Raw genomic sequence first — 25,487 nt, forward strand, 5'->3', positions numbered from 1 at the left:
GGTCTCGTGACTCCTGATCGCCACTGTGACTGATCGTCACAGTGGCGTGACTGTCCGCTATGGCATGGTCCATCGGCTTCCGTCGCTGATGAACACCTGGGAGGGCAATTCCATCGGTTTGGCCGACGCGGCTGGACAGATGGTGTAGTTGTAGTGCCGAGGACAAGCCGTTCGTCCTATAACCGACTCGACCCGCGTCCGCTCATTTCGGGCAACGTGGGTCAAGGTGCAGAATTTAGAGGAAAGAACCGAGAAGGTTCGGTTCTCCCGAGGAGGCCGCTCATGACCGCTCGCACCCCTGATGCCGAGCCGCTGCTGACCCCGGCTGAGGTCGCCACCATGTTCCGCGTTGACCCGAAGACGGTCACGCGGTGGGCGAAGGCCGGCAAGCTCACGTCCATCCGTACGCTCGGCGGGCACCGCCGTTACCGCGAGGCCGAGGTCCGCGCACTGCTCGCGGGTATTCCGCAGCAGCGCAGCGAGGCCTGAACCATCGCATGACCGGGCAAATCGGCTGTTCCCCCAACATGCCGAGCCGCCCAACCCACAGCTCCAAGCGACGCGGGATCCTGCCCCAACAGGGCCCACGCCCAAGCTCTTCGGAACCGCCCGGAACTTTCTAGGCGGGCCACACTCTGCAGGCACGTAACAAGGGTGCGTCGTCGATCGCGCTGGACTCCGCCGGGTCCAGCGCGATTTTTTTGTGCGCGGAGGTGGTCGCGGAGGTGGTCGCGGGTGTGGTCACGGGCGCGGACGCGGGCGTGAGTGATGATCGCGAGTGGGCCCTGTGTGGGCTTGTGGGGGGCCTGGGGTGCCGCTCTGTGCGCGAGCTTGTCGGACTCTGGGGAGGGGTGTCCGATCTCTGTCGGGGTGCCTCAGTCGGTGGTGCAATTGCACATATTAAATTGACCTGTTGTAGGAGGTCGGTAAGTTCCCCGACTTCGCGAACTCAGTGGGTGACACCCGTCACATGTCGCGATACTTGTTGTTGAGGACGTATCTGCGCTATTGGGAACGACAGTTGGGACCCTGGTGCGCGGGCACCTCCCTCTCCGCCCTTGGTGACTGTGTATCCCGGATCGGCGTCGGTCACGCCTTCGAAGGGCTCTGGGAGGCCGGGGTGGAGCGGGAGGGGCCCTCGTCCTCGTCGACCGTCTGCGGGTCGTCCTCGCCCCGTTGCCCTGGCTCCATGGCCAGCCGCAGCAACTGGTGGCAGATCGGGCAGTGCCGCGTCAGGTGGCGGTACGAGGAGGCGGCCGACAGGTGGGCCCGGAGCAACGCGCGCGTCTCGTGCCGAGCGGCTGCCGCCATACGTCACCTCCGGGTCGGGAAGCCCTTGTTGTCTGGAGTACCGACGGAATGTGACGGCGTCAAGGCACACGGGTCCTTGCCGTGGGCTCCGCCGTGTGCTCCGCCGTGGGGCGAGGGGGGTGGGGGTGTCTGGGGCCGGTGGGTTGGCTGCGGGTGGGGTGTGGCTGGTCGCGCAGTTCCCCGCGCCCCTGAAGACCGTGCAGTTCCCCGCGCCCCTGAAAACCGTGCAGGTCACCCGCGGGCCTGAAGTACGCGCACTTCCCCGCGTCCTCAAGATTGCGCAGGTCCCCGCGCCCCAGAAGGGCGGGCAGGTCCCCGCGGGCCCTGAAGTGCGCGGAGCCCCTCGCGCCGTCAAGATCGCGCAGTTCCCCGCGCCCCTAAAGCCCGGCCCCTCCGCGTCTTTGGCCTCCAGCCCCTGGGCCCTGGATCCCGGACCTCTCCGCGCCACGCCCTCCAGCCCCTCCGGCGTTTGAGGAGCGGGGTCCGGGGCGGAGCCCCGAAGGGGTTGGGGGTTGAAGAGGTGGAGCCCCTGGGGGATGAGACGTGGATGGGACGGGTAGGGGCGGCGGGGGCGAGTGAAATCGGTGGGCCGGCGCGGGCACGGCAAAGGGCCCGCACCCTTGACAGGTGCGGACCCTTCGTTCGATGCGGTCCTGACGGGATTTGAACCCGCGGCCTCCACCTTGACAGGGTGGCGAGCACTCCAAACTGCTCCACAGGACCAGGTTTCGCGGCGCCATTCGTGCGTTGCGCTGCGAGAAGAGACTGTACAGGAGGGTGAGCCCCACGGTCGAACTCACCCACCGTAGCGGCACGATCACGGTACGGCCGCGTCGATGGCCTTCACGATCCGCTTGTCGGAGACGGGGTACGCCGTGCCCAGCGCGTGCGCGAAGTAGCTGACGCGCAGCTCCTCGATCATCCAGCGGATGTCGAGGACGGACGAGGGAACAGGACGCCCCTGCGGCATCTGCTCCAGGAGCCAGGCGTACTCGTCCCGCATCTCGTGGACCTTCTCCATCCGCGTGGTGTCCCGCTGGACGTTCGTCGGCATCTGCTGCAGACGCCGGTCCACGGCCACCAGATACCGCATCAGGTCCGGCAGCCGGCGCAGCCCCGCCACCGTCACGAAGCCGGGCTTCACAAGGGCGTCCAACTGCTGCCGTACGTCCTGGAGGTTCGCCAGGAGCGCGGGGCTGCGCGCGCCCTTCAGGCGGCGCTCACAGGCCTGCCAGGCGGCCAGCACCTGCTGCACCTGCCCGACCGTACGGACCGTGGTGTCGACGATCTCGGCGCGCACCTTGTCGTACAGCTTCCGGTACGACGACTCGTCCCAGGCCGGCCCTCCGAGATCCCCGATCAGCCGGTCGGCCGCCGCCATCGCGCAGTCGTCGAAGAGGGCCTGGATGGAGCCGTGGGGGTTCGCGGACAGGGCGAGCTTCTGGGGGTTCGTCAGCTTCTCCGAGGCGAACTTCGCGGGGTTCACCGGGATGTTCCGCAGGATCAGGCGGCGCGTGCCCTTCCACATCGCCTCGGCCTGCTCCGCCTCCGTGTCGAAGAGGCGTACGGAGACGGTGTCCCCGTCGTCGACCAGCGCCGGGTACGCCTTGACCGGCTGTCCGGCGCGGCGGGTCTCGAAGACGCGGGTGAGGGAGCCGATCGTCCAGTCGGTCAGGCCCGTGCGCTCCAGGGACTCCCCGCCCTGGCGCTCCGCCGTGGCCGCGGCCGCCTGCGAGATGGCCTTCCTCGCCTTCGGCCTGAGGCTGAGCTTCAGTGCCTCCAGATCCTTGTCCTCGGCGAGCTTGCGGCGCCGCTCGTCCACGATGCGGAACGTGACGCGCAGGTGGTCCGGCACCCTCGCCTCGTCGAAGTCCTCGGCCTCGAAGGGGACGCCGACCATGCGCTTCAGCTCACGCGCCATCGTGACGGTGAGGGGCTCCTGCAACGGCACCGCCGCGTCCAGGAACCTCTTCGCGAAGTTGGGCGCCGGCACGTAGTGGCGGCGGATCGGCTTCGGGAGGGAGCGGATGAGCTCCGTGACGAGCTCTTCCCGCAGGCCCGGGATCTGCCAGTCGAAGCCCTCGTCGGTGACCTGGTTCAGCACCTGGAGCGGGATGTGGACGGTCACGCCGTCGGCGTCCGCGCCCGGCTCGAACTGGTACGTGACGCGGAACTTCAGCTGCCCCTGCCGCCACGAGTCCGGATAGTCCGCCTTGGTGACCGCCTCCGCCGACTCGCGGATGAGCATTTCCCGCTCGAAGTCGAGGAAGTCGGGCTGCTCATGGCGCTCGCGCTTCCACCAGGAGTCGAAGTGGGCGCCGGAGACCACGTGGTCGGGCACGCGCTGGTCGTAGAAGTCGAAGAGCGTGTCGTCGTCGACCAGGATGTCCCGGCGCCGGGCGCGGTGCTCCAGCTCCTCGACCTCGGTCAGCAGCTTGCGGTTGTCGGCGAAGAACTTGTGGTGCGTGCGCCAGTCGCCTTCGACCAGGGCGTTGCGAATGAAAAGTTCGCGGCTCGTCTCCGGGTCGATACGGCCGTAGTTCACCTTCCGCTGGGCGACGATCGGGACGCCGTACAGCGTGACCTTCTCGTACGCCATGACCGCGGCCTGGTCCTTCTCCCAGTGCGGCTCGCTGTAGGTGCGCTTGAGCAGGTGCTCGGCGAGGGGCTCGATCCACTCGGGCTCGATGCGCGCGTTGACCCGGGCCCAGAGGCGGGAGGTCTCCACCAGCTCCGCCGACATCACGAAGCGCGGGGGCTTCTTGAAGAGGGCCGAGCCCGGGAAGACGGCGAACTTGGCGTTGCGGGCGCCCAGGTACTCGTTCCGCCCGCCGTCCTTGCGGGCGCCGCCGGGGCCGGAGTCCTTGGACTCCTTCACGTCCTTCATGCCGATGTGCGAGAGCAGACCGGCGAGGAGCGAGACGTGGATGCTCTGGTCGGCCGCGTCGTCCTCGTTGAGGTGGATGCCCATCTGCTTGGCGACGGTCCTCAACTGCGAGTAGATGTCCTGCCACTCGCGGATCCGCAGGAAGTTCAGGTACTCCTGCTTGCACATGCGCCGGAAGGACGAGGACCCCCGCTCCTTCTGCTGCTCGCGGATGTACCGCCACAGGTTCAGATACGCGAGGAAGTCGCTGGTCTCGTCCCTGAAGCGGGCGTGCTGCTGGTCGGCCTGCGTCTGCTTGTCGGCCGGGCGCTCGCGCGGGTCCTGGATGGACAGCGCGGCGGCGATGACCATGACCTCGCGTACGCAGCCGTTGCGGTCGGCCTCCAGGACCATGCGCGCCAGGCGCGGGTCGACGGGGAGCTGGGCGAGTTTGCGACCGGTCTGGGTGAGGCGTTTCCGCGGGTCCTTCTGCGCCGGGTCCAGCGCGCCCAGTTCCTGGAGGAGTTGGACGCCGTCGCGGATGTTGCGGTGGTCCGGCGGGTCGATGAACGGGAACTTCTCGATGTCGCCGAGGCCGGCCGCGGTCATCTGGAGGATGACGGACGCGAGGTTCGTCCGCAGGATCTCGGCGTCCGTGAACTCGGGGCGGGCGAGGAAGTCGTCCTCGTTATAGAGGCGGATGCAGATGCCGTCGCTCGTACGGCCGCAGCGGCCCTTGCGCTGGTTGGCGCTGGCCTGGGAGATCGGCTCGATGGGCAGGCGCTGGACCTTGGTGCGGTGGCTGTAGCGCGAGATGCGGGCGAAGCCCGGGTCGATGACGTACTTGATGCCCGGGACGGTCAGGGAGGTCTCGGCGACGTTCGTGGCCAGGACGATTCTGCGACCGGTGTGCTGCTGGAACACCCGGTGCTGCTCGGCGTGCGAGAGCCGGGCGTACAGGGGCAGGACCTCGGTGAATCTGTACTGCTTCTTCGTGAGCGCGTCGGCCGTGTCGCGGATCTCCCGCTCGCCGGACAGAAACACGAGGATGTCGCCCTTGCCCTCGGCCATCAGCTCCTCGACGGCGTCCGTGATCGCGGTGATCTGGTCGCGGTCGGCGTCGTCGGAGTCCTCTTCGAGGAGCGGGCGGTAGCGCACCTCCACGGGGTACGTCCGGCCGCTGACCTCGACGATCGGCGCGTCGCCGAAGTGGCGGGAGAAGCGCTCGGGGTCGATGGTGGCCGACGTGATGACGACCTTGAGGTCCGGCCGCTTCGGCAGCAGCTGGGACAGGTAGCCCAGCAGGAAGTCGATGTTGAGGGACCGTTCGTGGGCCTCGTCGATGATGATCGTGTCGTAGGCGCGCAGCTCGCGGTCCGTCTGGATCTCGGCGAGCAGGATGCCGTCCGTCATCAGCTTGACGAAGGTGGCGTCGGGGTTCACCTGATCGGTGAAGCGCACCTTCCAGCCCACGGACTCACCCAGGGGTGTGTCCAGCTCCTCCGCGACGCGCTCGGCGACGGTCCGGGCGGCGATACGGCGGGGCTGAGTGTGCCCGATCATGCCGCGGACGCCACGGCCCAGCTCCATACAGATCTTGGGGATCTGCGTGGTCTTGCCGGAGCCCGTCTCACCGGCGACGATCACGACCTGGTGGTCGCGGATGGCCTCGGCGATGTCGTCCTTCTTCTGGCTGACGGGCAGTTGCTCGGGGTACGAGACGGCGGGCACGCGGGCGCGCCGCTGGGCCATCCGGTCCTCGGCCTTCGCCACCTCGGCCTCGATCTCGGCGAGGACGGCGGCTCGGGCCTCCGGCTTACGGATCGTGCGCGCGCCCTCGAGCCTGCGCCCGAGCCGGTGCGCGTCGCGCAGGGACAGCTCGGCCAGGCGGGGGGCGAGGGCGCCGAGGGCGGGGGCAGGATGCGTAGACATACGCCGTCCAGGATCTCACCTCGCCGAAATTGCTGGCGAACGCTTTTGCGCTCCGCGATTGCGCTCCGCGCGATGGGCGGGCCTGGAGTGCGCTGGGCCCGCAGTGCGCCGGGCGCATCGGCTCGCCGCCGGAGGCATCCCTGGGGGCTGCGCCCCCAGACCCCCGCATCGGCCTGAACGGTCTCGTCCTCAAACGCCGGACGGGCTGGTTGTGCCTGGCCTCGCCTGAAAATCCCAGCCCCGGCCGGGGGAAATCCAGCCCCTTGGGGGCAACCTCCCAGCGGTAGCTGGGGGAGTTTGAGGAGCGGGGTCCGGGGCGGAGCCCCGTGCGGGGTTGAAGGGGCGGAGCCCCTGGATGGGGGTCCCCCGCTCGAGCGGAGCCGAGAGTGGGGGAGGGACGGGTAGGGGCGGCGGGGGCGAAACCACTGTCGGCGACCACCGGGGCCACGGGCGTAACAGGAGTCCTCGGTCAGAGGAAACGCGTGGTCGCCGACCCCGACGTGCGCCCGGCACGGGGTCCTGCCACGACTCGTGGCCGCGGGCGCGGGGCCGCCCGGCCTTCGGCCGTGCCCTACGCCGCTTCCCCCGCCCGCGGCGCCGGCTCGCGCTCCACCAGCTGGGTCTCCTGTTCGTGGGCCGAGGACGACGGTTCCGCCGTGGAGGGCTCGGGGGCCGGGGACTCGGGCTCCTTCGGGGGCGGGGGCTGCTCCTCCGTGCGCGTGGGAGTCGGCTCGTCCCGCGGCGGCTCGGGCTTCTGCGGCCCGTCGTCCTTGCCGCCGCCCTTGCCCCCCTTGCCCTCCTTCGCGGTCGCTCCGGGTGACGGCTTGGTGGTCTTGGAGGCGGAGGCCGACGGGGACGCCGAGGCGGACGCCGACTTGTGGGGCTCGGCGGCCGTGCCCCTCTTCCCGCGTCCGCCCTGGTACCCGGCACCGGCACCGCCGGACCAGGCCGGCCCGCCGCCCGGCTCCTCGCCGCCCCGCTGCCGGGCCGAGTGCGAGGGCCCCGGCCTGGCCGCGTCGTCGCCGACGCTCATGCAACCGGCGGCCGCGGCGACGGCCATGACCGTGGCGGCCAGACGGACGGGTACGTACAAGGCGCGCACGGGCAGCCACCTCCGAGGGCGGACGGGAGAAGTCAACCTGCTCAACTCCCGCCGCCCACAAGAGGACACGCGCACCGGGTGAGCGTGGCTCAGCCGTAACCGAGCGCGTGCAGCCGCTCGTCGTCGATCCCGAAGTGGTGCGCGATCTCGTGCACGACGGTCACCTCGGTCTCCGCGACCACGTCCTCGCGCGTCTCGCACATCCGCAGCGTCGGTCCCCGGTAGATGGTGATCCGGTCGGGCAGGACCCCGGCGTACCACTCGCCGCGGTCCGTCAGCGGAGTCCCCTCGTACAGCCCGAGCAGCTCGGGGTCGTCCGTGGGCGGCTCGTCCTCGACGAACACCGCCACGTTGTCCATCAGCCGCGTCAGCTCCGGTGGAATCCGGTCCAGCGCCTCGGCGACCAGTTCCTCGAACTCCTCGCGCGTCATCTCCAGCACAGGGCCATTGTCCGGTACGGCACCCCCGTACGAGAGCCGTAATCCGTCGTACGGGAGCCGGAATGTGTCGTACGGCAACCAGAATCCGCCATACGGCAGCCGGGAACCGTCGTGCGACGGTCGGGAGGGGGCCAGGACCGGGCGGGAAGTGGTCGTCCGAGGTCAGGCGCCGTACCCGCATATCCACCCCGGCACTTGGGCATACGGGACCAATGGCCCGCGTCCCCGCCACTGCTGCCGCCGCCCTGCGCCGTGTACGACAGTCGCCCGGCGCCCTGCTCCGTCAGGCCCGTCAGGCCCGTCAGTACCGAGCACGCCGGTCGCAGCCGCCGACCGTCGAGCTCGTCCCGCAGCCCCATCCCTGGACCCGAACCCTCGGCCTCGTCGCCGTCGTGCTGCTCGGCGCCTGGCTGGGCCTGCTGATCGTGGGGAACGTCCGCGCCCCGGTCGGGCCCATGAACACCACGATGACCCTGCGCCCCTCCCTCGTCGGCGGCACGAAGATCAACGTCTCGCCGCTCGGCGCCCTGGAGCTGCACAGCCACGTCGCGCCCGTCCGTCTGGACGTGAACGTGGACCAGCTCGACCCGGTCCGCGCCCAGGCCCTGGTCGACCACCCCGAGCGGATCTCCGGCCTCCAGGACGAGATCGCGAGCGACGTCCAGCACGGCACGCTCGACCTGGCCCTGCGCTCCTGCGTGGCCGTGGTGGCGGGCGCCACCGCGCTCGGGCTCGCCGTCTACCGCCGCCCGCGCCGCGCCCTCGGCGCCGGCGGGCTCGCCCTGGCCCTGCTCGCCGCGTCCGGCGGCACGGCCTTCGCCACCTGGAACCCGAACTCGGTCCTGGAGCCCAAGTTCTCCGGGCTGCTGTCCTCCGCGCCCTCCGTCGTCGGCAACGCGCGCAGCATCGTCACGGAATTCGACGTCTACCAGAAGGAGTTGGCGCGCCTGGTGACGAACGTCACCAAGCTGTACGACGTCACGTCCACCCTCCCCGCGTACGCGCCCGACCCGAGCACGATCCGGGTCCTGCACGTGTCGGACATCCACCTCAACCCGGCGAGCTGGAAGATCATCGCCTCGCTGGTGAAGCAGTACGACATCAACGTCATCGTCGACTCCGGCGACACCATGGACCACGGGACCGCGGCTGAGAACGGCTTCCTGGACCCGATCGCGAACCTCGGGGCGCCGTACGTGTGGGTGCGCGGCAACCACGACTCGGTGATCACCCAGCAGTACCTGGAGGGCATGAAGAACGTGCACGTCCTGGACGAGGGCCGGGCGGTCTCGGTGGCCGGGCTGCGTTTCGCGGGCATGGGGGACCCGCAGTACACGCCCGACCGTTCGAAGAACCCCGGGCAACTGCCGTCGGAGGAGCTGGCCGGCGCCCGGCTGGCCTCCGCGCTCCGGGACCAGGAGGCGGCGGGCACGTCGGTGGACGTGGCCATCGCCCACAACCCGGACGCGGCCCGCCAGGCGGACGGCGAGGTCCCGCTGGCCCTGGCCGGGCACCTCCACCACCAGGAGATGGAGGTCATGAAGTACGGCACACGGCTGCGCATCGAGGGCTCGACGGGCGGCAGCGGGCTGCGGGCGGTGGAGGGCAAGTACCCCGACCCCATCGAGGCCTCGGTCCTCTACCTCGACCGGGACACCCGCCACCTCCAGGCCTGGGACGAGATCAAACTCGGGGGCCTGGGCCTGACGACGGCCGAGGTCAGCCGCCATCTGCCGAAGGAGAACCAGCCCGGGGCGACCCCGTCCCCGACAAGCACCTCCCCGTCGCCGGGCACGTCCCCCGGCACGCCCCCCGGTACGTCCCCCGGTACGTCCCCGGGCTCGTCCGTGAGCCCCTCCCCGTCCTCGTCCCCGAGTCGGTCCGGCAACCCGTCGGGCGGCGGGCCGTAAACCGTTTTGGCGAACCCTCGTCGCATCCCATATGCTTCTCACGTCCCCGACGCGCTGAGAAGCGCCCAGGCGGGCCGATAGCCCTCATCGTCTAGCGGCCTAGGACGCCGCCCTTTCAAGGCGGTAGCACGGGTTCGAATCCCGTTGGGGGCACGTAACACCGTGTGCGACACTGAGCTGGTTGGTTCGCACACAACAGCAAGGTCCTGTGGAGCAGTTTGGAGTGCTCGCCACCCTGTCAAGGTGGAGGCCGCGGGTTCAAATCCCGTCAGGACCGCTGGAGTCTCGCAGGAGACTCCGTGGCTGGGTAGCTCAGTTGGTACGAGCGTCCGCCTGAAAAGCGGAAGGTCGCCGGTTCGACCCCGGCCCCAGCCACACCGCCCGAAGGCCCCGTCCCCACGGACGGGGCCTTCGATGTGCACTTCACGCACCGCGGACCATCGAAGGCCATGGAGGGCCGATCGAGGGCCACCGGTGGCGTCCCTGCTCTGGCCTGCGGGTTCGGGGTTGGTTTGCCTCGGAGGGTGAAGGGTGCGTATGGTGGTAGATCGTTTGAATCCCATTTGCCCGGCGCCAAAAATGACGCGCCGCGTGTGGCGCGTTCTCTCCCTTGCCGTGGCCGGACCGCATTGAGGCGGTTGATTGCGACTTTCACGGAGTTTGGGCGCGTGCCGAGAACTCCGGAAGGTTTGCTTTCGCATGTCCGTCACCAGTACTGATCACGTCGTCCTGCCCGAGGGCGGGGACGAGACCGCCGCTCCCGAGGCCACCTTCGCGGACCTGGGGCTGCCCGAGGCCGTCGTCCGCAAGCTCGCGCAGAACGGGGTGACCGTTCCGTTCCCGATCCAGGCCGCGACCATCCCGGACGCGCTGGTGGGCAAGGACATCCTCGGTCGCGGGCGCACCGGCTCCGGCAAGACGCTCTCCTTCGGTCTGCCGACCCTGGCCACGCTGGCCGGCGGGCACACCGAGAAGCGGAAGCCCCGGGCGGTCATCCTCACCCCCACCCGTGAGCTCGCCATGCAGGTCGCGGACGCGCTCCAGCCGTACGGCGACGTGCTGGGCCTGAAGATGAAGGTCGTCTGCGGCGGTACGTCGATGGGGAACCAGATCTACGCGCTGGAGCGCGGGGTCGACATCCTCGTCGCCACCCCCGGCCGCCTGCGCGACATCATCAACCGCGGTGCCTGCTCCCTCGAGAACGTGCAGATCGCCGTTCTCGACGAGGCCGACCAGATGTCCGACCTGGGCTTCCTGCCCGAGGTCACCGAGCTGCTCGACCAGGTCCCGGCCGGCGGCCAGCGCATGCTCTTCTCCGCGACCATGGAGAACGAGATCGCCACGCTCGTCAAGCGCTACCTCAACGACCCGGTCAGCCACGAGGTCGACGCGGCCCAGGGCGCGGTGACGACCATGTCGCACCACATCCTGATCGTGAAGCCCAAGGACAAGGCCCCGGTCACCGCCGCGATCGCCTCGCGCAAGGGCCGAACGATCATCTTCGTGCGGACCCAGCTGGGTGCCGACCGCGTCGCCGAGCAGCTGCAGGACGCCGGGGTGAAGGCCGACGCCCTGCACGGAGGCATGACCCAGGGCGCGCGGACCCGGACGCTGGCCGACTTCAAGGACGGGTACGTCAACGTCCTCGTCGCGACCGACGTCGCGGCGCGCGGTATCCACGTGGACGGCATCGACCTGGTGCTGAACGTGGACCCCGCCGGTGACCACAAGGACTACCTGCACCGGGCCGGGCGTACGGCGCGTGCCGGGCGCACGGGCACCGTGGTCTCCCTCTCCCTCCCGCACCAGCGCCGTCAGATCTTCCGGCTGATGGAGGACGCGGGCGTCGACGCCTCGCGCCACCTCATCCAGACCGGCGCGGCCTTCGACCCGGAGGTCGCCGAGATCACCGGCGCCCGGTCGATGACCGAGGTCCAGGCCGAGTCCGCGGGGAACGCCGCCCAGCAGGCCGAGCGTGAAGTCGCTCACCTGACCAAGCAGTTGGACCGCGCCACGCGTCGCGCCGCCGAACTGCGCGAGGAGGCCGACCGGCTGGTCGTCCGGGTCGCCCGCGAGCGCGGCGAGGACCCGTCCCAGGCGCTCGCGGAGGCGCGGGGCGAGACCGTGGCCGCGGCTCCTGCCGTGGCCGAGGGCGCCGAGGTCGCGGAGAGCCGTGAGGTCTCCGTGCCGGCGCAGCCCGCGGCTCAGGACGTGGACCGGATCGAGCAGGGCGCTGCGTCCGCGTCGTCCGCACGGCCCGTGACCGAGCGTCCGTCGTACGAGCGTTCCGCGTCCGAGCGTCCCTCGTACGAGCGGCGTGAGCGCCGGGACGACCGGGGTGAGCGGGGCGAGCGCGGTGGCTTCGGCAGGGACAACCGGGATCGCGACCGGGACCGTGACCGTGATCGGGACCGTGGCTTCGACCGCGGTGGGCGTTCCTTCGAGCGCCGGGACGGCGAGCGTGGCGGGTTCCGTCGCGACGACCGTCGTGACGACCGGGGCGGGTTCAACAGGGACCGTGACCGCGACCGCGACCGTGGCGGGCGTTCCTTCGAGCGCCGCGACGACCGGGGCGGCTTCCGTCGGGACGGCGACCGTGGCGGCTTCCGTCGTGACGCTGACCGTGGCGGGTTCCGCCGGGACGACCGTCGCGACGACCGGGGCGGCCGTGGCTTCGAGCGCCGCGACGGTGAGCAGGGCGGGTTCCGCCGGGACGGCGAGCGCAAGTTCGACCGTGGTGGGCGTTCCTTCGACCGGCGTGACGACCGGACCGGCCACCGCGGCAGCGACCGGCCGTTCAACCGTGACCGCCAGGGCGACCGCCCCTCCGGTGGCTACCGCTCCGGAAACCACGACCGTCCGTACGGCCGCCGTGACGACCACCGTGGTTCCTCCGGCTCCGGTTCCTTCAACCGCCGCGAGGACAAGCCGCGCTGGAAGCGCAACGGCTGACGCCAGTAACGGCTGACGCCAGTAGGTGTGAGGAGCGCCGTGTCCCCCCGTTCCGGGTGGGCACGGCGCTTCGTCGTTCCGTCGTTCCGTCGTTCCTCGCGCGTGGCGGTCAGGAGGGCTGGACCTGGTCGAAGAGGGCGAGGGCCTCGGCGGGGTCCGGGCTCACGAGGCGTTCCAGACCGGCCGTCGTGATCTTCGCCCACTTGCCGGCCCGTGCCCACATCTGTTCCTCGAAGGCGCGGACGGTTTCGTCGAGATCTCCGGGGCCGGTGGCGATGGACTCGGCGAGTTCGGCGCCTTCCAGCATCGCGAGGTTCGCGCCCGCCCCCAGTGGGGGCATCAGATGGGCGGCGTCGCCCAGGAGCGTCACCCCGGGGACGTGGGTCCAGGTGTGGGACACGGGCAGGACGTAGAGAGGGCGGTGGACGAAAGCCGTGCCCTGGCGGAGGAGGTCGAGGACGGGAGCGGCCCAGCCGTCGAACAGAGCCAGCAGGCTCGCTCGCACGGCCTCGACGTCGGCCAGGTCCAGGTTGGTGTGCCAGTCCAGCGGTGCGCGGAACTGGGCGTACACCTTGACGTGGCCGCCACTGTTGCGCTGGGCGGCGAGAGATCGGTTCACGCCGAACACAGCCACGGAACCGTCGCCGATCAACCGGGCGAGGTCGGGGTGGCGGGTGTCGACGTCGTCCAGGGAGGTCTCGACCGAGGTGACGCCGGTGTAGTGCGGCGTCACCGGCGAGACTGCCGGGCGGACCCGGGACCAGGCGCCGTCCGCGCCGACGACGAGGTCGAACGTCTCCTGTCGCCCGTCCGTGAAATCGACCAGTACGCCATCCCGGGCCCCCGGCACCACCTGTGTCACGCCCCGCCCCCACCGGACGTCGAGGGGGTCGAGAGGGCCGAGCAGCAGATCGCGGAGTTGCCCGCGGTCGATCTCGGGATTGGCCCGCTCGTCCGGACGGGGTTGCCAGTCGCGCAGGACGGTCCCGGCCGTGTCCAGGATGCGCATGGCCTGCCCCTCGGGACGGGACAGCGCCTGGAACTCGGCCAGCAGCCCCGCCTTGTCCAGCGCGAGCTGGCCCAGCCCTTCGTGCAGGTCCAGCGTGCCGCCCGGGGGGCGGGCGTCGGGGGCGGGATCGCGTTCGAGGACGGTGACGGGGTGACCGTGGCGGTGCAGGACGCGGGCCAGGGTCAGGCCGCCAGGGCCACCGCCGATCACAGCGATACGATGTCTCATGCCGATACACTGTATTTTCTCGAGACGATGCATCGCAACGGTACGGTGTGACCATGACTGTGTGGGACCGTCCGGAGCCGCCGACCCGCCCCGCGCCGCTCGACCGGGAGCGGATCGTGGCCGCCGCCATCGCGCTGGCCGACGAGGGCGGGCTGGAGGCGGTGTCGTTGCGCAAGGTCGCCGGCCGGCTGGACGCCGGCCCGATGCGGCTGTACGGATACATCTCCACCAAGGAGGAGCTGTTCGACCTCATGATGGACGAGGTCCAGGCCGAGATCCTCCCCGAGGAACAGCCCGGTGACTGGCGGGAGGCGCTGAGCGTCCTCGCCCACCGCACCAGGCAGGCCGCTCTCCGCCATGAATGGCTGGCCGACCTGCTCGGCCGCCGCCCGGCCCTGGGCCCGAACGGCCTCGCCGTGACCGAGGCCACGCTGGCCTCCCTCGACGGCCTCACCGACATCGACACCGTCATGCGCGCCGTGGAGACGGTCAGCGCCTACTTCACCGGCGCGATCAGGCGCGAGATCACGAACCTGCGGGCCGAGCGCTCCACGGGCCTGTCCAAGCACGACTGGCAGCGCGCCCACGGCCCGCATGTGACGAGAATGCTGGCCACGGGCCGCTTCCCGGCGCTGGCCAAGGCCGTGTACGACGGCACGGACGTGGACGCCGAGACATCCTTCGCGACCGGCCTGGACTGGGTCCTCGACGCCGTGGCCGCCAAACTCACCCGGCCGTCGGCGTGACGTAACCGGAGGTGGCCGGGGCCTGGACGGCGATTTCTGGCCAAGTTGTGATGCATGTCACGCCCTCGGGGAGGGAATCGCTCCGGGCATGACAGATGACGCCATAGCGAGTGGGCTGTCTGACGAAGAGCGGCTGGCCCAGCTCGGTTACACGCAGGTTCTTGCCCGCCGCATGTCGGCGTTCTCCAACTACGCGGTCTCGTTCACGATCATCTCGGTCTTGTCGGGCTGTCTGACGTTGTACCTGTTCGGCATGAACACGGGCGGCCCCGCCGTGATCATGTGGGGCTGGGTCGCGGTCGGTCTGATGACGTTGTTCGTCGGACTGTCGATGGCCGAGATCTGTTCGGCCTACCCGACGTCGGCCGGCCTGTACTTCTGGGCGCACAGGCTGGCGCCGCGGAGAACCGCGGCGGCATGGGCGTGGTTCACGGGCTGGTTCAACGTCCTGGGCCAGGTGGCCGTGACGGCCGGTATCGACTTCGGGGCCGCGTCCTTCCTCGGCGCGTACCTGAACCTGCAGTTCGACTTCGAGGTGACGCCGGGCCGCACGATGCTGCTCTTCGCCGGGATCCTGCTGCTCCACGGCCTGCTGAACACCTTCGGCGTCCGTATCGTCGCCGTCCTCAACAGCGTGAGCGTGTGGTGGCACGTGCTGGGCGTGGCGGTGATCGTCGGCGCGCTCACCTTCGTACCGGACAAGCACCAGTCCGCGTCCTTCGTGTTCGGCGAGTTCGTGAACAACACGGGCTGGGGCAGCGGGGTGTACGTCGTACTCCTGGGGCTGCTGATGGCCCAGTACACCTTCACCGGGTACGACGCCTCCGCCCACATGACGGAGGAGACGCACGACGCGTCCACGGCGGGCCCGAAGGGGATCGTGCAGTCGATCTGGACGTCGTGGATCGCGGGCTTCGTGCTGCTGCTGGGCTTCACCTTCGCGATCCAGTCGTACCAGGGGGCGTTGGAGTCGCCCACGGGTGCGCCGCCCGCGCAGATCCTGCTGGACGCGCTCGGGGCGACGGCGGGCAAGCTGCTGCTCCTGGTCGTGATCGGGGCGCAGTTGTTCTGCGGGATGGCCTCGGTGACCGCCAACAGCCGCATGATCTACGCCTTCTCGCGCGACGGCGCGCTGCCGTTCTCCCACGTCTGGCACACGGTCAGCCCGCGCACACGCACACCGGTGGCGGCGGTGTGGCTGGCGGCCGGGGGAGCGCTGGTACTGGGCCTGCCGTACCTGATCAACGTCACGGCGTACGCGGCGGTGACGTCCATCGCCGTCATCGGCCTCTACATCGCGTACGTCATCCCGACCCTGCTCCGGCTTCGCAAGGGGGACGGCTTCCAGCGGGGGCCGTGGCACCTGGGCCGCTGGTCGCGTGTGGTGGGCGTGGTGTCGGTGGTGTGGGTCGGGATCATCACCATCCTCTTCATGCTGCCGCAGGTCTCACCGGTCACCTGGGAGACGTTCAACTACGCCCCGGTCGCGGTGCTGGTGGTCCTCGGTTTCGCGGCGACCTGGTGGCAGGCCTCGGCCCGCCACTGGTTCCTGAACCCGGAGCACGAACGAACGATCGCCCGCGAGGAGGCGCGGAAGGGCGCGCCGGAGCCGGTGGATCCGTAGGGCGGTTGGTGCGGGTGGCTGGGGGCGCGTCGGCCGGTCGGCGCGCCCTCCGGCGGCCGTTTCCGCCAGTAACCCGCCCGTCCCGCGTCCTTCTTCCGCCCGTTCTGTTCTCCGGCGGGCCTTTTTGCGGGGCTTCGACGCGGCCGGGTCACCGATACCCGATCGGAGTCCGGGCCTCGTCCGGCTATGCTCGGGGAGGCAACATCACGCAACACCGCCTGGGCCCTTAGCTCAATTGGCAGAGCAGTGGACTTTTAATCCATTGGTTGTGGGTTCGAGTCCCACAGGGCCTACGAGTTGTAGGTGGGGGTAGTCCCCTCTGACCTGCTGCGCAGCGCTCGGGTCGGCTTCGGTCGGCTCGGGCGCTGAGTCGTTTTCAGGCGAGTGCGTGAGCGGATGTGCTCAGGCGTTCGGTTCGCTGTCGCCGGGGGCGTCGCCGGGCGGTTGTTCGACGACGAAGGATCCCTTGCCGCGCACCGTGACGATCAGGCCGCGCTCGCGAAGTTCCTGTGCGGCCCGGCGTGCCGTGAGTCGAGCCACGCCGTACTCGTCGGCCAGGTGGTTCTCCGAGGGGATGGGCCTGTCGGGTGCCAGTGCCCCGGACGCGATCTTCCCGGCGATGACGTCGGCCAGCTGAGCGTAGAGAGGTCGCGCGCTCATGGCGTCCAGAGTGGTCTTCGGCTCTTCCGCATCGCTCATACGTCCAACGTAGAGCGGCAGCGACCTCCCCATTCGTGTGGATCCCTCTGTACTTGTATATAGAGGTCTGCATCCCGGTGTAGCTTCGAACCGCAAACACCCCGGCGAGGTGGCTAGACCTCCCGGGGCACGGCCAACGCTTACAAGAAGCGTCGACATGCACGACCTTATCCGCCGCACCCTCGAATGGCTGCGCCTTCTCTTCGGCCCGGGCACGGGCAAACGGCGCCGCCCCCACCATCACCTTCACCTCTGCGTCCACCTGACCGTCGTACGCCGCCCGTCCACCCCGCCGCCCCCGCACCTCCCTCTCCACCGCTCCCCGTACGGCCTCGTCACGCCCCTCGACGGCACCGATTCCGCCCTCGTACGCCCCTATCTCGTCGGCGCGCAGGGGGTGGCCGCCTGATGTCGTCCGCCCGGCTGTTGCCCTGGCCCTCACCCGACGGCAACCCGTGCTACCTGGTGACTGACAGCGGCGGCGGGTACCTGTCCCGCCTCGCCGACGACCTGGAAGCCACGCAGCTGGCCATCGGCGCCGACGTGCTCGTCCTCGCCCGCACTGTGCTGGACGACCCCGCCTCGCCGTACACCGAGGTGCGCTATGCCGGCCTCCGCCTCGCCGAGTGCCTGACCGACGCCCTGCGCGTCGCCGAGTCGCGCGGTATGCGCCTGACGGTGGCGGACAGGGAGGAGCCGGAGGGCATCGAGGACGCCGGAGAAACGAGCGGGTAGCCGGGGGCCGACAGCTAAGGGAACCTCCACATTCGCCCCCGGCGTCCGTCGCACAGTGAGGTGCGTATTCTGCGCCTGACGGACATCATGGACGGGACAGACATCCGGGGAAACATCCGGGGTGCGGCAGGCACTCCGGCGGGTGGGGGCAGGGGGGCGTCCCATGGCGCAGCCGTTGGAACGCGGTGACCCGCGGCAGGTGGGGCCGTACCGCATCGTGGGGCGCCTCGGTGCCGGCGGTATGGGCCGCGTCTACCTGGGACGGTCGCCGGGCGGGAGGGCGGTCGCCGTCAAGACGATCCGGCCCGAGATGGCCGACGAGCCCGAGTTCCGGCAGCGATTCGCGCGGGAGGCGGCGGCCGCGCGGGCGGTCAGCGGGGCGTTCACCGCCGCGGTCGTCGACGCGGACCCGTACGGAGACCCGCCATGGCTCGCCACGGTCCACGTCGCGGGCATCTCGCTCGACGACACCATCGCGCGGCACGGGCCGCTGCCCGAGGCCTCGGTGCTCGCCTTGGGCGCCGGCCTGAGCGAGGCCCTCCAGGCCATCCATGCCGCGGGGCTCGTCCACCGGGATCTGAAGCCCTCCAACGTGCTGCTCGCTCCCGACGGACCCAAGGTGATCGACTTCGGGATCGCGATCAGTGCCGGATCGAGTTCGCTGACCCGGAGTGGAGTGGTCGTCGGCACTCCCGCCTTCATGTCGCCCGAGCAATTGACGGGCGGCCGTGCCAGTGCGCCCGCCGATGTGTTCGCCCTCGGGGGTGTGCTCGTCTTCGTCGCGGGCGGTGAGGGGCCCTTCGGGTCCGGTTCGTCGGTCGGCGTCGCCTACCGCGTGGTCCATGACGAGCCCGGGCTGTCCGCCGTCCCCGAAGGCCTGCGCCCGCTCCTCGCCCGCTGTCTCGACAAGGACCCGGTGCATCGGCCCACGGTCGCGGAGCTGCTCGCCGAGTTCGCCGGCCGTGTCCACGCGGCGTCCGGAGCGGCATCCGGCGGCGCCGCGTACGGCACGGACACCGTCACCCTCGCCCTCCACGGCGGCGACTGGCTGCCCGCACCCGTGGCCGCCTCGGTGCTGCGGGCCGAGGCGGCCGGGGTCGCGGTGGACCCACGCCTGCCCACGGAGCCGGAACCCTTCGGTGAGACCGTGACGGCGCCCGAGGGGTTCGGGCCGCCGTCCCCGGTCGTGCTCCGGGGCCCGGGGCAGCCGGGCTCGAGCACCACCCCCGACCCCGTGTCGACCGTGCCGGCCGCCGGCACCCAGGGCGGCCAGGACGACCGCACCCCGGACACACCCACCCGTCGCCGCGCCCTGATCGCCCTCGCCGGGCTCGGCACCGTCACCGCCGTTGGCGTGGCCACCTACATGCTGGGGCGCGGCGACCAGGACCCCGACGACAAGGACAAGGGCAAGGGCAAGGGGAACAGCACGCTCAAGGTTCCGGGCGACTCGGCGGACCCGGGCACCCGAAGATGGACCTACGGCACCGGAGGCGCGGTCGCGCCCGCCCTGCTCGCCGCGGGCGGGCTGGTGTACGCCGGCAGCAGGGACGGGAGCATGTACGCCCTGGACGCCGAGACCGGAAAGCCGCGCTGGCAGTTCAGCACCGGCAACGGCGTCTACACCTGCCCCGCCGTGGCCGGGGGCGTCGCCTTCTTCGGCAGCGCGGACTACCACCTCTACGCCGTCGACGTGAAGACCGGCGAGCAGCGCTGGCAGTTCACGGCCGGAGGAGAGGTCAACTCCTCCCCGGTGGTCGCCGGGGGAGTGGTCTACGCCGGAAGCGACGACGGCAGGCTGTACGCCGTGGACGCCCGTTCCGGTGACCGGAAGTGGACGTTCGCCGCCGGGGGCCGTATCCGTTCCTCCCCGGTGGTCGCGTGGAGCAAGGTCTACGTGGGCAGCGAGGACTTCCGGCTCTACGGCGTCGACGCGGCGACCGGGGAACGCCGCTGGGCCTTCAGGACGGACGGTGACGTCAAGTCCTCACCGGCGATCTCCGACCGGGTCGTCTACGTGGGCAGTTACGACGGCAACCTCTACGCCGTCAACTGCGACACCGGCGAACTCCGCTGGACCTTCGCCACCCGTGGCGGCGTGGGCTCCTCGCCGGCCGTGTCCGGCGGGGTCGTCTACGTGGGGAGCGACGACGGCAACCTGTACGCCGTCGATGCCCTCACCGGAAAGCGGAAGTGGAAGTTCACCATCGGTGATGTCGTCTACTCCTCGCCGGCCGTCCTCGGCGACGCCGTGTACGTCGGCAGCAAGAACGGCAACCTCTATGCCGTACGCAGGGACACGGGCAGGCCGCTGTGGACGTACCGGACCGGCGCGGACGTCCGCTCCTCGCCCGCGGCCACCGGCGGCACGGTCTTCGTGGGCAACGACAGCGGAACGGTCTTCGCGGTCAACCGCTGACAGTGGCGTACGGGCACTGTGACGTTGGAGTGAATCGTCGTGGCGCTCGGCGTCGGGCGGCCCGGGGTGCGGCGTGGCGCCTCGGCCGGGGGCGCACTCTGCTCAAGGATTCGTGCGCGTGGCGCAGACTTTCGAGGAACTCGTGGGGATGCAGAGAGCGGCGGACGAGGCCCACGCGCGAGTGGAGGCGTTGCGCGAGCAGTACGGTTCCCCGACCGCCCAGAAGTGGACCGAGACGCAGACCGAGACGTACGAGACCGCGTGGCGGGCCTGGCGCGACCTCGCCCGGGACGCGCAGGCCGCGGTGACCGAGTACGCGAGCGCGGAGGGGCAGGCGCGCAGCGAGGTCGAGGCGGACGTGAAGAAGGCCGTACGGCATCCGGGGCCGGGGCCGGGGCCTGGACCAGGGGCGCCGGAGGCGTAGCGCACACGAAAAAACCTGGGGCCGGAACCCTTTCGGATTCCGGCCCCAGGCCTTCAGTAGCGGGGACAGGATTTGAACCTGCGACCTCTGGGTTATGAGCCCAGCGAGCTACCGAGCTGCTCCACCCCGCGTCGGTGAAATCAACTATACGGCATGCGCGGGGTGCTCAGCACACGCGTTTCCCGTGGTCCTGGTCTCCCCGGCCTCCCCTCACCTCACCACCCGCTCCTCGTACAGCCACCGGCGGAACAGGCGGCTGAGCCCGGGCATGATCACGTAGGTGAGCACCGGGGCGGCGATGAGAGGGAAGAGGGCGGCCTTCAGAGGAACGGGCAGGGCGGTGGCGTGCGGGGTGATCAGCGCGTTGATGGCGAGGGCGACGGGGAAGGCGCCGAGCATGGTCACCAGCGTCATCTTCCAGCGCGGCGGCGCCTTCACCCGGCGCTGCGGGAGGCTGAACCAGGTCTCCATACCGGTGGGCTGCTGCTGGGCCTCGGTGACCTGGTGGGCGACGCCATGCACACGGTCCAGCCAGGTCTGGCGCGCCGGCAGCCGCAGCCACGCGTCCAGTCGGTCCTGGTCCGCGAAGCGCAGGACGCCGTGGTAGACGCGCTGGCCGTGCTGAGGACGCAGCCAGGTGACGCCCTCGTGGCCGCAGAAGCCCTCGGCGATGTAGGCGATCTCATGGGTCAGTTCCTCGAACTCCTCCTGCCGGCCGGGCTTCACCTCCCAGCTGTAGACCAGCGTCACCCCTTGGTCCTCGGCACGGTCCAGGGTCGTCGTGTCCTCGCGCGGGCGGCTCATAGGGGTCTCCTTCCGGCTCTCTCGGCTCTCGAACGCGAGCACCGGCCTTATGGAGTACCCAGGGCCTCAGGAAGTGAGCAAGTGGCTGTTCGGCGCGGTCGCCCGGGCCTCGTACTCGGGGAGCACGACGACGTCGGCCCCCTCCGCCGTCAGGAGGGCGTTGCCGTCGGCGCCCACGACGAACGTGTCCGGCTCCCGCCACGCGGTGACGACGCGCCGTACCCCCGCGTCGAGGATCAGCCGGGCGCAGGGTGACGGGCGGGAGGAGCGGCGGGCGCAGGGCTCCAGGCTGCTGTAGACGGTGGCGGTGGCCAGGCGCGGGTCACCGGGATCCAGCTTGGCCAGGGCCGCCTCCTCGGCGTGGGCCACCGGGTCGTCGCCCTCTCGGGAGTGGGCGCGGGCCAGTTCCGTACCGTCGGCGGCGACGATCACCGCGCCCACGCTGAAGGCCGTCCGTGAGGGCGGGCACTGGGCCGCCAGGTCACAGGCCAGCTCCAGCCAGTGCCGGTCGGCCGCCGAGGGCTGCCCGCCGGTGCCGGGGACCGTGGGCGCGTACCGGATGAGGACGATGTCGCCCACCGGCCGGGTCTCCAGCAGGCGCAGACGGCTGGTCGGGCCGCCGGGGTACGCGCCCGTGCCGAACATCCGCGGGGCGTCCGACTGGCCCACGAACAGGGGCGCGACCGCGAGTTGGAGCTCGTCCGCGAGGCCCTCCCGGAGCAGCTGGGTGTGGACCCGGCCGCCGCCCTCCACCATGAGGCGCCGGACGCCGCGTACGGTCCCGAGGTGGTCGAGCACGGCCCGCCACCGCAGTTCGGGGCCGACGGCCACCACGTCCACGTCGGCGGGGAAGCCGACGGCGCGCAGGCGTTCGGCGCCCTCGTCCGTGGTGTACGTCACCTTCTCGCCTCCGGTGTGCCAGAAGCGGGCGGTGGGGTCGAGGTCGCCGGTCGCGGTGACGGTGACCTTCAGCGGGTACTCCGGGAGCCCCGCGGCGACACGGGCCGCGCGCCGCTCGGGGGAGTTCACCAGTAGCCGGGGGTTGTCGGTGCGCAGGGTGCCGGCGCCGACCAGGATCGCGTCGCTGGCCGCCCGCACCTCGTCGACCCGGTCGAAGTCGGCCGGGCCCGACAGCAGCAGCCGTTCGGGTCCGGTGTCGTCCAGGTAGCCGTCGAGGGAGACGGCGGCGGACAACAGGACGTAGGGCTGGGGCATGGGGGTCGCTCCCGTGGTCGTGACGTTGGGCTGATCGTGACGTTGGGCTGGTCGTGACGTTCGGCTGGTCGTGACGTTCGGCTGATCGTGACGGTCGGCGGTGTGGTTCAAGTTTTAAACAATAACTACACTGTCCGTATGACGACCCGCTGGCTCACCCCCGAGGAACAGCGTGCCTGGCGCGCGTACATCGCGGCCTCGCTGCTCCTGGAGGACGCGCTCGACCGGCAGCTCCAGCAGGAGGCCGGCATGTCGCACCTGTACTACTCCGTACTGGCCGGCCTCTCCGAGGCGCCGGACCGCAGTATGCGGATGACCGACCTCGCCGAGTCCCTGAAGATCACGCGCAGCCGGCTGACGTACGTCGTGGCGCGGCTGGAGAAGGACGGCGCGCTGCGGCGGGAGGGGTGCGCGTCGGACAAGCGGGGCAGTGTGGCGGTGCTCACGGACGAGGGGATGGCCCTGCTGGAGCGTACGGCACCGGGCCACGTCGAGATGGTCCGCAGGGCGGTCTTCGACCACCTCGGCCCGGAGCAGGTGGAACAGCTGGAGCGCATCTGTACGGGCATCACGGAGGCGCTCCAGGGCGACGGTGCCGAGGCGGTCACCTCCGACGACCTTCCATGGCGCCGCCGCTCCTGCTCTTCGGGCTAGCCCGCCGGGAGAGGGCAGTAATTTCGGCGGCAGTGGGAATGCGGCGCCCGCCGTCAGGGTTGCTTGAAGTTTGAAGCAGGGCTAGAGTCCCTGTGGGCGATGTGCTTCAAAACTGAAGCATACCGGCCGACCTGCACCCGCACCTGGACCGGAGGCCCGCATGCCCGACCAGCCCACCGCCACCACCCGCTCCCGCGTCCGGGTCCCGCTGCGCTTCCAGGACGGCTACGGCGTCGATGCCGAACTGGTCACCTTCCACGGTCTCACCGACGGTCAGGAGCACGTGGCCGTCGTCCTCGGAGAGCCCGCGCCCGGCACCACCCCGCTGGTCCGCCTGCACTCCGAGTGCCTGACCGGCGACGTCTTCGGATCGGCCCGCTGCGACTGCGGCCCGCAGCTGCGCGAGGCGGTGGAGCAGATCGCCGACCGCGGTGGCGTCCTCCTCTACCTCCGCCAGGAGGGCCGGGGCATCGGCCTCTACAACAAGCTCGACGCGTACGCCTTGCAGGACCAGGGCCTCGACACGTACGCGGCCAACGCCGCGCTCGGCCTCCCCGAGGACGCCCGCGACTACACCGCCGCCGCACAGATGCTCGGAGCCCTCGGCATCGACACCCTGGACCTGCTCTCCAACAACCCCGACAAGGCGCAGCAGCTGCGCGACCTCGGGGTCAAGGTCCGCACCCGCGTTCCCACGGGCGTCTTCACCACCGCCCACAACGTCCGTTACCTGCGCGCGAAGGTCCTCCAGACCCAGCACACGCTGCCGCTCGCGGACCTGGGGGGCCTGGGGGAGCGGGGGGACCTGGGGGACCTGGCGGAGCTCTCCGCGGGCTGACGTCTGCCGGCCCTCTTCATCGGCCCCTTCGCAGCTGGTGATCGTTCACGACTTCCTCATAACTGCTGTCACTGAGCGTGTTCGGACAACCCCTCTGCGCATAACAACTGACGCACCGTCAGGATGCCTGTGACTCCTGAGACAGGGGTAACTCGCCCGATTTAGGCCTGCCTTGACCCGAAAGTCCAGCCCAGAAGCCTGAACGATCATCCAGAACCGCTTGGAATACGGCCCGCGCGTCTATTAACGTTCGATAACGCAGCGCGGTCGTCCCAGCCGTCACAAGAGGCGGCTCCGTGCGCACGCGCCGAATCCCGCAAGGGAACCGGGGAACCACCACCCAGGGGTGAATCACGCGGAAGCCGCCGTGGAAGCACGGTCGGTTTACGCGCGTAGGAGACCTTCCTGCTCCGAACCCGTCAGCTAACCCGGTAGGCGAGAAGGAAGGAAAGGAGTACGCCCACGTGGCGTCCAACCGGTCTGCGACCGAAGCCCCACCCATGCCGGGCCAACGCGGCGACAGCGATACTTTCGGGTACGGCGGCTACAACGGCGAGGACGAGGGTCCCTGGCAGGAGTGGAACCCCACAGAGGAGTCCATCCGCCCCGTTCGCGGCCGGCACCGGGTCGCCAAGAAGAGCGGACTCGCCCGCGGCGGTCTCGCCCGGAGCTCCACCGTTCTGGGTGTCGGCGTCATAGCCGCCGTCGGCGCGGGCGGCATGGCCACCGCGCAGACCGGCAAGCCGCCGGTGTCCATCTCGATGCCCGACATGCCCAACGTCGGCTCGGTCTTCGACTCCGAGGACGAGCCCGCGGGCTCCTCCACCCCGCTCAGCAACGCGGGCATGACCGGCGCCGACGCCGAGCAGGGCGCCGGCAACGCCGGTGAGGCGCTGCGCGCCCGCATCATGCAGCAGGCCGAGTCGCAGCAGGACGCGGTCGACCGGGCCGCCGCGCTCGCCGCCGAGTCCGCCGCCGCGAAGAAGGCCGCCGAGGCCGCCGCCAAGGAGCGTGAGGAGGCCGAGGCCAAGGCCGCCGCCGCGAAGAAGAAGGCGGAGGAGGAGGCGGAGAAGAAGGCCGAGGCCGAGCGCGTCGCCGAGCTCGCCAAGCAGTTCACGCTGCCGACGTCCTCGTACACGATCACCTCCACCTTCGGTCAGTCCGGCGCGTACTGGTCCTCCGGCCAGCACACCGGCCTCGACTTCGCCGCCCCCACGGGTACCCCGATCAAGGCGATCCACAACGGCACCATCACCGAGGCCGGCTGGAGCGGTTCGTACGGCTACCGCACCATCCTCACCCTCGACGACGGCACCGAACTCTGGTTCGCCCACCAGTCGTCCATCAGCGTCAGCGTCGGCCAGAAGGTCGCGAGCGGCGACGTCATCGGCCGCGTCGGCGCCACCGGCAACGTCACGGGCGCCCATCTCCACCTGGAGGTCCACCCCGGCGGCAGCGCCACCGGCATCGACCCGATGGCCTGGCTGCAGAGCAAGGGGATCAACCCCTGAGGTTCAACCCCTGAGGTCTTCCGGGAGCAGGTGAGGTGATCCCCTCCCGGATTTACGAACCCTTGGCC

At 70.5% G+C, this 25,487-nt stretch carries 20 protein-coding genes, 6 tRNA genes and 1 riboswitch; of the genes, 16 read left to right on the top strand and 10 right to left on the bottom strand.

Features of this window, described 5'->3' with window-relative positions; translation table 11 throughout:
- Positions 1–282 precede the first annotated feature (282 nt).
- Complete coding sequence (gene bldC / locus AB0959_RS11775) at positions 283–489, top strand: developmental transcriptional regulator BldC (RefSeq protein WP_003949541.1); 207 nt, start codon at positions 283–285, stop codon at positions 487–489.
- A 600-nt stretch (positions 490–1,089) separates the two neighbouring features.
- On the opposite strand, the gene AB0959_RS11780 is transcribed toward bldC, so the two are convergent.
- The 5 genes from AB0959_RS11780 to AB0959_RS11800 all read right to left on the bottom strand — a co-directional run bounded on the left by AB0959_RS11780 (position 1,090) and on the right by AB0959_RS11800 (position 7,651).
- Complete coding sequence (locus AB0959_RS11780; protein ID WP_366826181.1) at positions 1,090–1,311, bottom strand: DUF6274 family protein; 222 nt, start codon at positions 1,309–1,311, stop codon at positions 1,090–1,092.
- A 648-nt stretch (positions 1,312–1,959) separates the two neighbouring features.
- A tRNA-Asp gene (locus AB0959_RS11785) sits at positions 1,960–2,034 on the bottom strand.
- A 94-nt stretch (positions 2,035–2,128) separates the two neighbouring features.
- Complete coding sequence (hrpA, locus tag AB0959_RS11790) at positions 2,129–6,109, bottom strand: ATP-dependent RNA helicase HrpA (RefSeq protein ID WP_366826183.1); 3,981 nt, start codon at positions 6,107–6,109, stop codon at positions 2,129–2,131.
- Positions 6,110–6,680: 571 nt separating this feature from the next.
- On the bottom strand, positions 6,681–7,211 hold the full coding sequence (locus AB0959_RS11795; protein WP_366826184.1) for a hypothetical protein: 531 nt from the start codon (positions 7,209–7,211) through the stop codon (positions 6,681–6,683).
- Between the two features lie 89 nt (positions 7,212–7,300).
- Positions 7,301–7,651: a metallopeptidase family protein gene (locus AB0959_RS11800; RefSeq protein ID WP_208688019.1), complete on the bottom strand. Its 351-nt coding sequence runs from the start codon at positions 7,649–7,651 to the stop codon at positions 7,301–7,303.
- 212 nt (positions 7,652–7,863) lie between these two features.
- Here AB0959_RS11800 and AB0959_RS11805 point away from each other — a divergent pair, with 212 nt between their 5' ends.
- From AB0959_RS11805 to AB0959_RS11825, 5 genes are all read left to right on the top strand, one after another.
- Positions 7,864–9,561 (top strand): metallophosphoesterase, encoded by a 1,698-nt coding sequence (locus tag AB0959_RS11805; RefSeq protein WP_366826185.1) that lies wholly within the window; start codon positions 7,864–7,866, stop codon positions 9,559–9,561.
- A gap of 80 nt (positions 9,562–9,641) precedes the next feature.
- Positions 9,642–9,714: transfer RNA gene (locus AB0959_RS11810), tRNA-Glu, on the top strand.
- A gap of 49 nt (positions 9,715–9,763) precedes the next feature.
- Positions 9,764–9,838 (top strand) — tRNA-Asp (locus tag AB0959_RS11815).
- A gap of 24 nt (positions 9,839–9,862) precedes the next feature.
- Positions 9,863–9,936: transfer RNA gene (locus AB0959_RS11820), tRNA-Phe, on the top strand.
- A gap of 324 nt (positions 9,937–10,260) precedes the next feature.
- Positions 10,261–12,513 carry a DEAD/DEAH box helicase gene (locus tag AB0959_RS11825; protein WP_366826186.1) on the top strand — a complete coding sequence of 751 codons (2,253 nt, stop codon included), beginning with the start codon at positions 10,261–10,263 and terminating at the stop codon, positions 12,511–12,513.
- Positions 12,514–12,622: 109 nt separating this feature from the next.
- Here AB0959_RS11825 and AB0959_RS11830 read toward each other — a convergent pair whose 3' ends face one another.
- On the bottom strand, positions 12,623–13,750 hold the full coding sequence (locus tag AB0959_RS11830; RefSeq protein ID WP_366826188.1) for an NAD(P)/FAD-dependent oxidoreductase: 1,128 nt from the start codon (positions 13,748–13,750) through the stop codon (positions 12,623–12,625).
- Between the two features lie 53 nt (positions 13,751–13,803).
- On the opposite strand from AB0959_RS11830, the gene AB0959_RS11835 reads away from it, so the two are divergent.
- The 3 genes from AB0959_RS11835 (at position 13,804) to AB0959_RS11845 (ending at position 16,413) form a co-directional block, all read left to right on the top strand.
- The gene (locus tag AB0959_RS11835) at positions 13,804–14,496 is read left to right on the top strand and encodes a TetR/AcrR family transcriptional regulator C-terminal domain-containing protein (RefSeq protein ID WP_366826189.1); all 693 of its coding nucleotides are present in this window, start codon (positions 13,804–13,806) and stop codon (positions 14,494–14,496) included.
- 88 nt (positions 14,497–14,584) lie between these two features.
- Positions 14,585–16,120, top strand: coding sequence for an amino acid permease (locus AB0959_RS11840; RefSeq protein ID WP_366826190.1), 1,536 nt, complete (start codon positions 14,585–14,587; stop codon positions 16,118–16,120).
- Positions 16,121–16,340: 220 nt separating this feature from the next.
- Positions 16,341–16,413: transfer RNA gene (locus AB0959_RS11845), tRNA-Lys, on the top strand.
- A gap of 109 nt (positions 16,414–16,522) precedes the next feature.
- Here the strand turns inward: AB0959_RS11845 and AB0959_RS11850 are convergent.
- Positions 16,523–16,819 carry a GntR family transcriptional regulator gene (locus AB0959_RS11850; protein ID WP_366826191.1) on the bottom strand — a complete coding sequence of 99 codons (297 nt, stop codon included), beginning with the start codon at positions 16,817–16,819 and terminating at the stop codon, positions 16,523–16,525.
- Between the two features lie 157 nt (positions 16,820–16,976).
- Between AB0959_RS11850 and AB0959_RS11855 the strand changes: the two genes are divergently transcribed.
- The 4 genes from AB0959_RS11855 (at position 16,977) to AB0959_RS11870 (ending at position 20,397) form a co-directional block, all read left to right on the top strand.
- Positions 16,977–17,228 carry a hypothetical protein gene (locus tag AB0959_RS11855; protein WP_366826192.1) on the top strand — a complete coding sequence of 84 codons (252 nt, stop codon included), beginning with the start codon at positions 16,977–16,979 and terminating at the stop codon, positions 17,226–17,228.
- On the top strand, positions 17,228–17,554 hold the full coding sequence (locus AB0959_RS11860) for a hypothetical protein (protein WP_366826193.1): 327 nt from the start codon (positions 17,228–17,230) through the stop codon (positions 17,552–17,554). The genes AB0959_RS11855 and AB0959_RS11860 overlap by 1 nt, the downstream gene beginning before the upstream one ends.
- Positions 17,555–17,717: 163 nt before the next feature.
- Positions 17,718–19,973, top strand: coding sequence for a serine/threonine-protein kinase (locus AB0959_RS11865; protein WP_366826194.1), 2,256 nt, complete (start codon positions 17,718–17,720; stop codon positions 19,971–19,973).
- Between the two features lie 118 nt (positions 19,974–20,091).
- Complete coding sequence (locus AB0959_RS11870; protein WP_366826195.1) at positions 20,092–20,397, top strand: hypothetical protein; 306 nt, start codon at positions 20,092–20,094, stop codon at positions 20,395–20,397.
- Positions 20,398–20,454: 57 nt separating this feature from the next.
- Here the strand turns inward: AB0959_RS11870 and AB0959_RS11875 are convergent.
- From AB0959_RS11875 to AB0959_RS11885, 3 genes are all read right to left on the bottom strand, one after another.
- Positions 20,455–20,528 (bottom strand) — tRNA-Met (locus tag AB0959_RS11875).
- 79 nt (positions 20,529–20,607) lie between these two features.
- Positions 20,608–21,201 carry an antibiotic biosynthesis monooxygenase gene (locus AB0959_RS11880; RefSeq protein ID WP_366826196.1) on the bottom strand — a complete coding sequence of 198 codons (594 nt, stop codon included), beginning with the start codon at positions 21,199–21,201 and terminating at the stop codon, positions 20,608–20,610.
- Between the two features lie 66 nt (positions 21,202–21,267).
- Positions 21,268–22,416 (bottom strand): dihydrofolate reductase family protein, encoded by a 1,149-nt coding sequence (locus AB0959_RS11885; protein WP_366826197.1) that lies wholly within the window; start codon positions 22,414–22,416, stop codon positions 21,268–21,270.
- Positions 22,417–22,554: 138 nt separating this feature from the next.
- Here AB0959_RS11885 and AB0959_RS11890 point away from each other — a divergent pair, with 138 nt between their 5' ends.
- From AB0959_RS11890 to AB0959_RS11900, 3 genes are all read left to right on the top strand, one after another.
- A complete protein-coding gene (locus AB0959_RS11890; RefSeq protein ID WP_366826198.1) occupies positions 22,555–23,070 on the top strand; it encodes a MarR family transcriptional regulator in 516 nt (171 codons plus the stop codon).
- A gap of 160 nt (positions 23,071–23,230) precedes the next feature.
- A complete protein-coding gene (gene ribA, locus AB0959_RS11895) occupies positions 23,231–23,908 on the top strand; it encodes a GTP cyclohydrolase II (RefSeq protein ID WP_366826199.1) in 678 nt (225 codons plus the stop codon).
- Positions 23,909–24,203: 295 nt separating this feature from the next.
- A riboswitch (cyclic di-AMP (ydaO/yuaA leader) is annotated at positions 24,204–24,361 on the top strand.
- Positions 24,362–24,372: 11 nt separating this feature from the next.
- A complete protein-coding gene (locus tag AB0959_RS11900) occupies positions 24,373–25,419 on the top strand; it encodes a M23 family metallopeptidase (RefSeq protein WP_366826200.1) in 1,047 nt (348 codons plus the stop codon).
- The last annotated feature ends 68 nt before the right edge of the window (positions 25,420–25,487 follow it).

It is taken from the genome of Streptomyces sp. NPDC046862 (assembly GCF_040704615.1).
Taxonomy (GTDB): Bacteria; Actinomycetota; Actinomycetes; order Streptomycetales; family Streptomycetaceae; genus Streptomyces.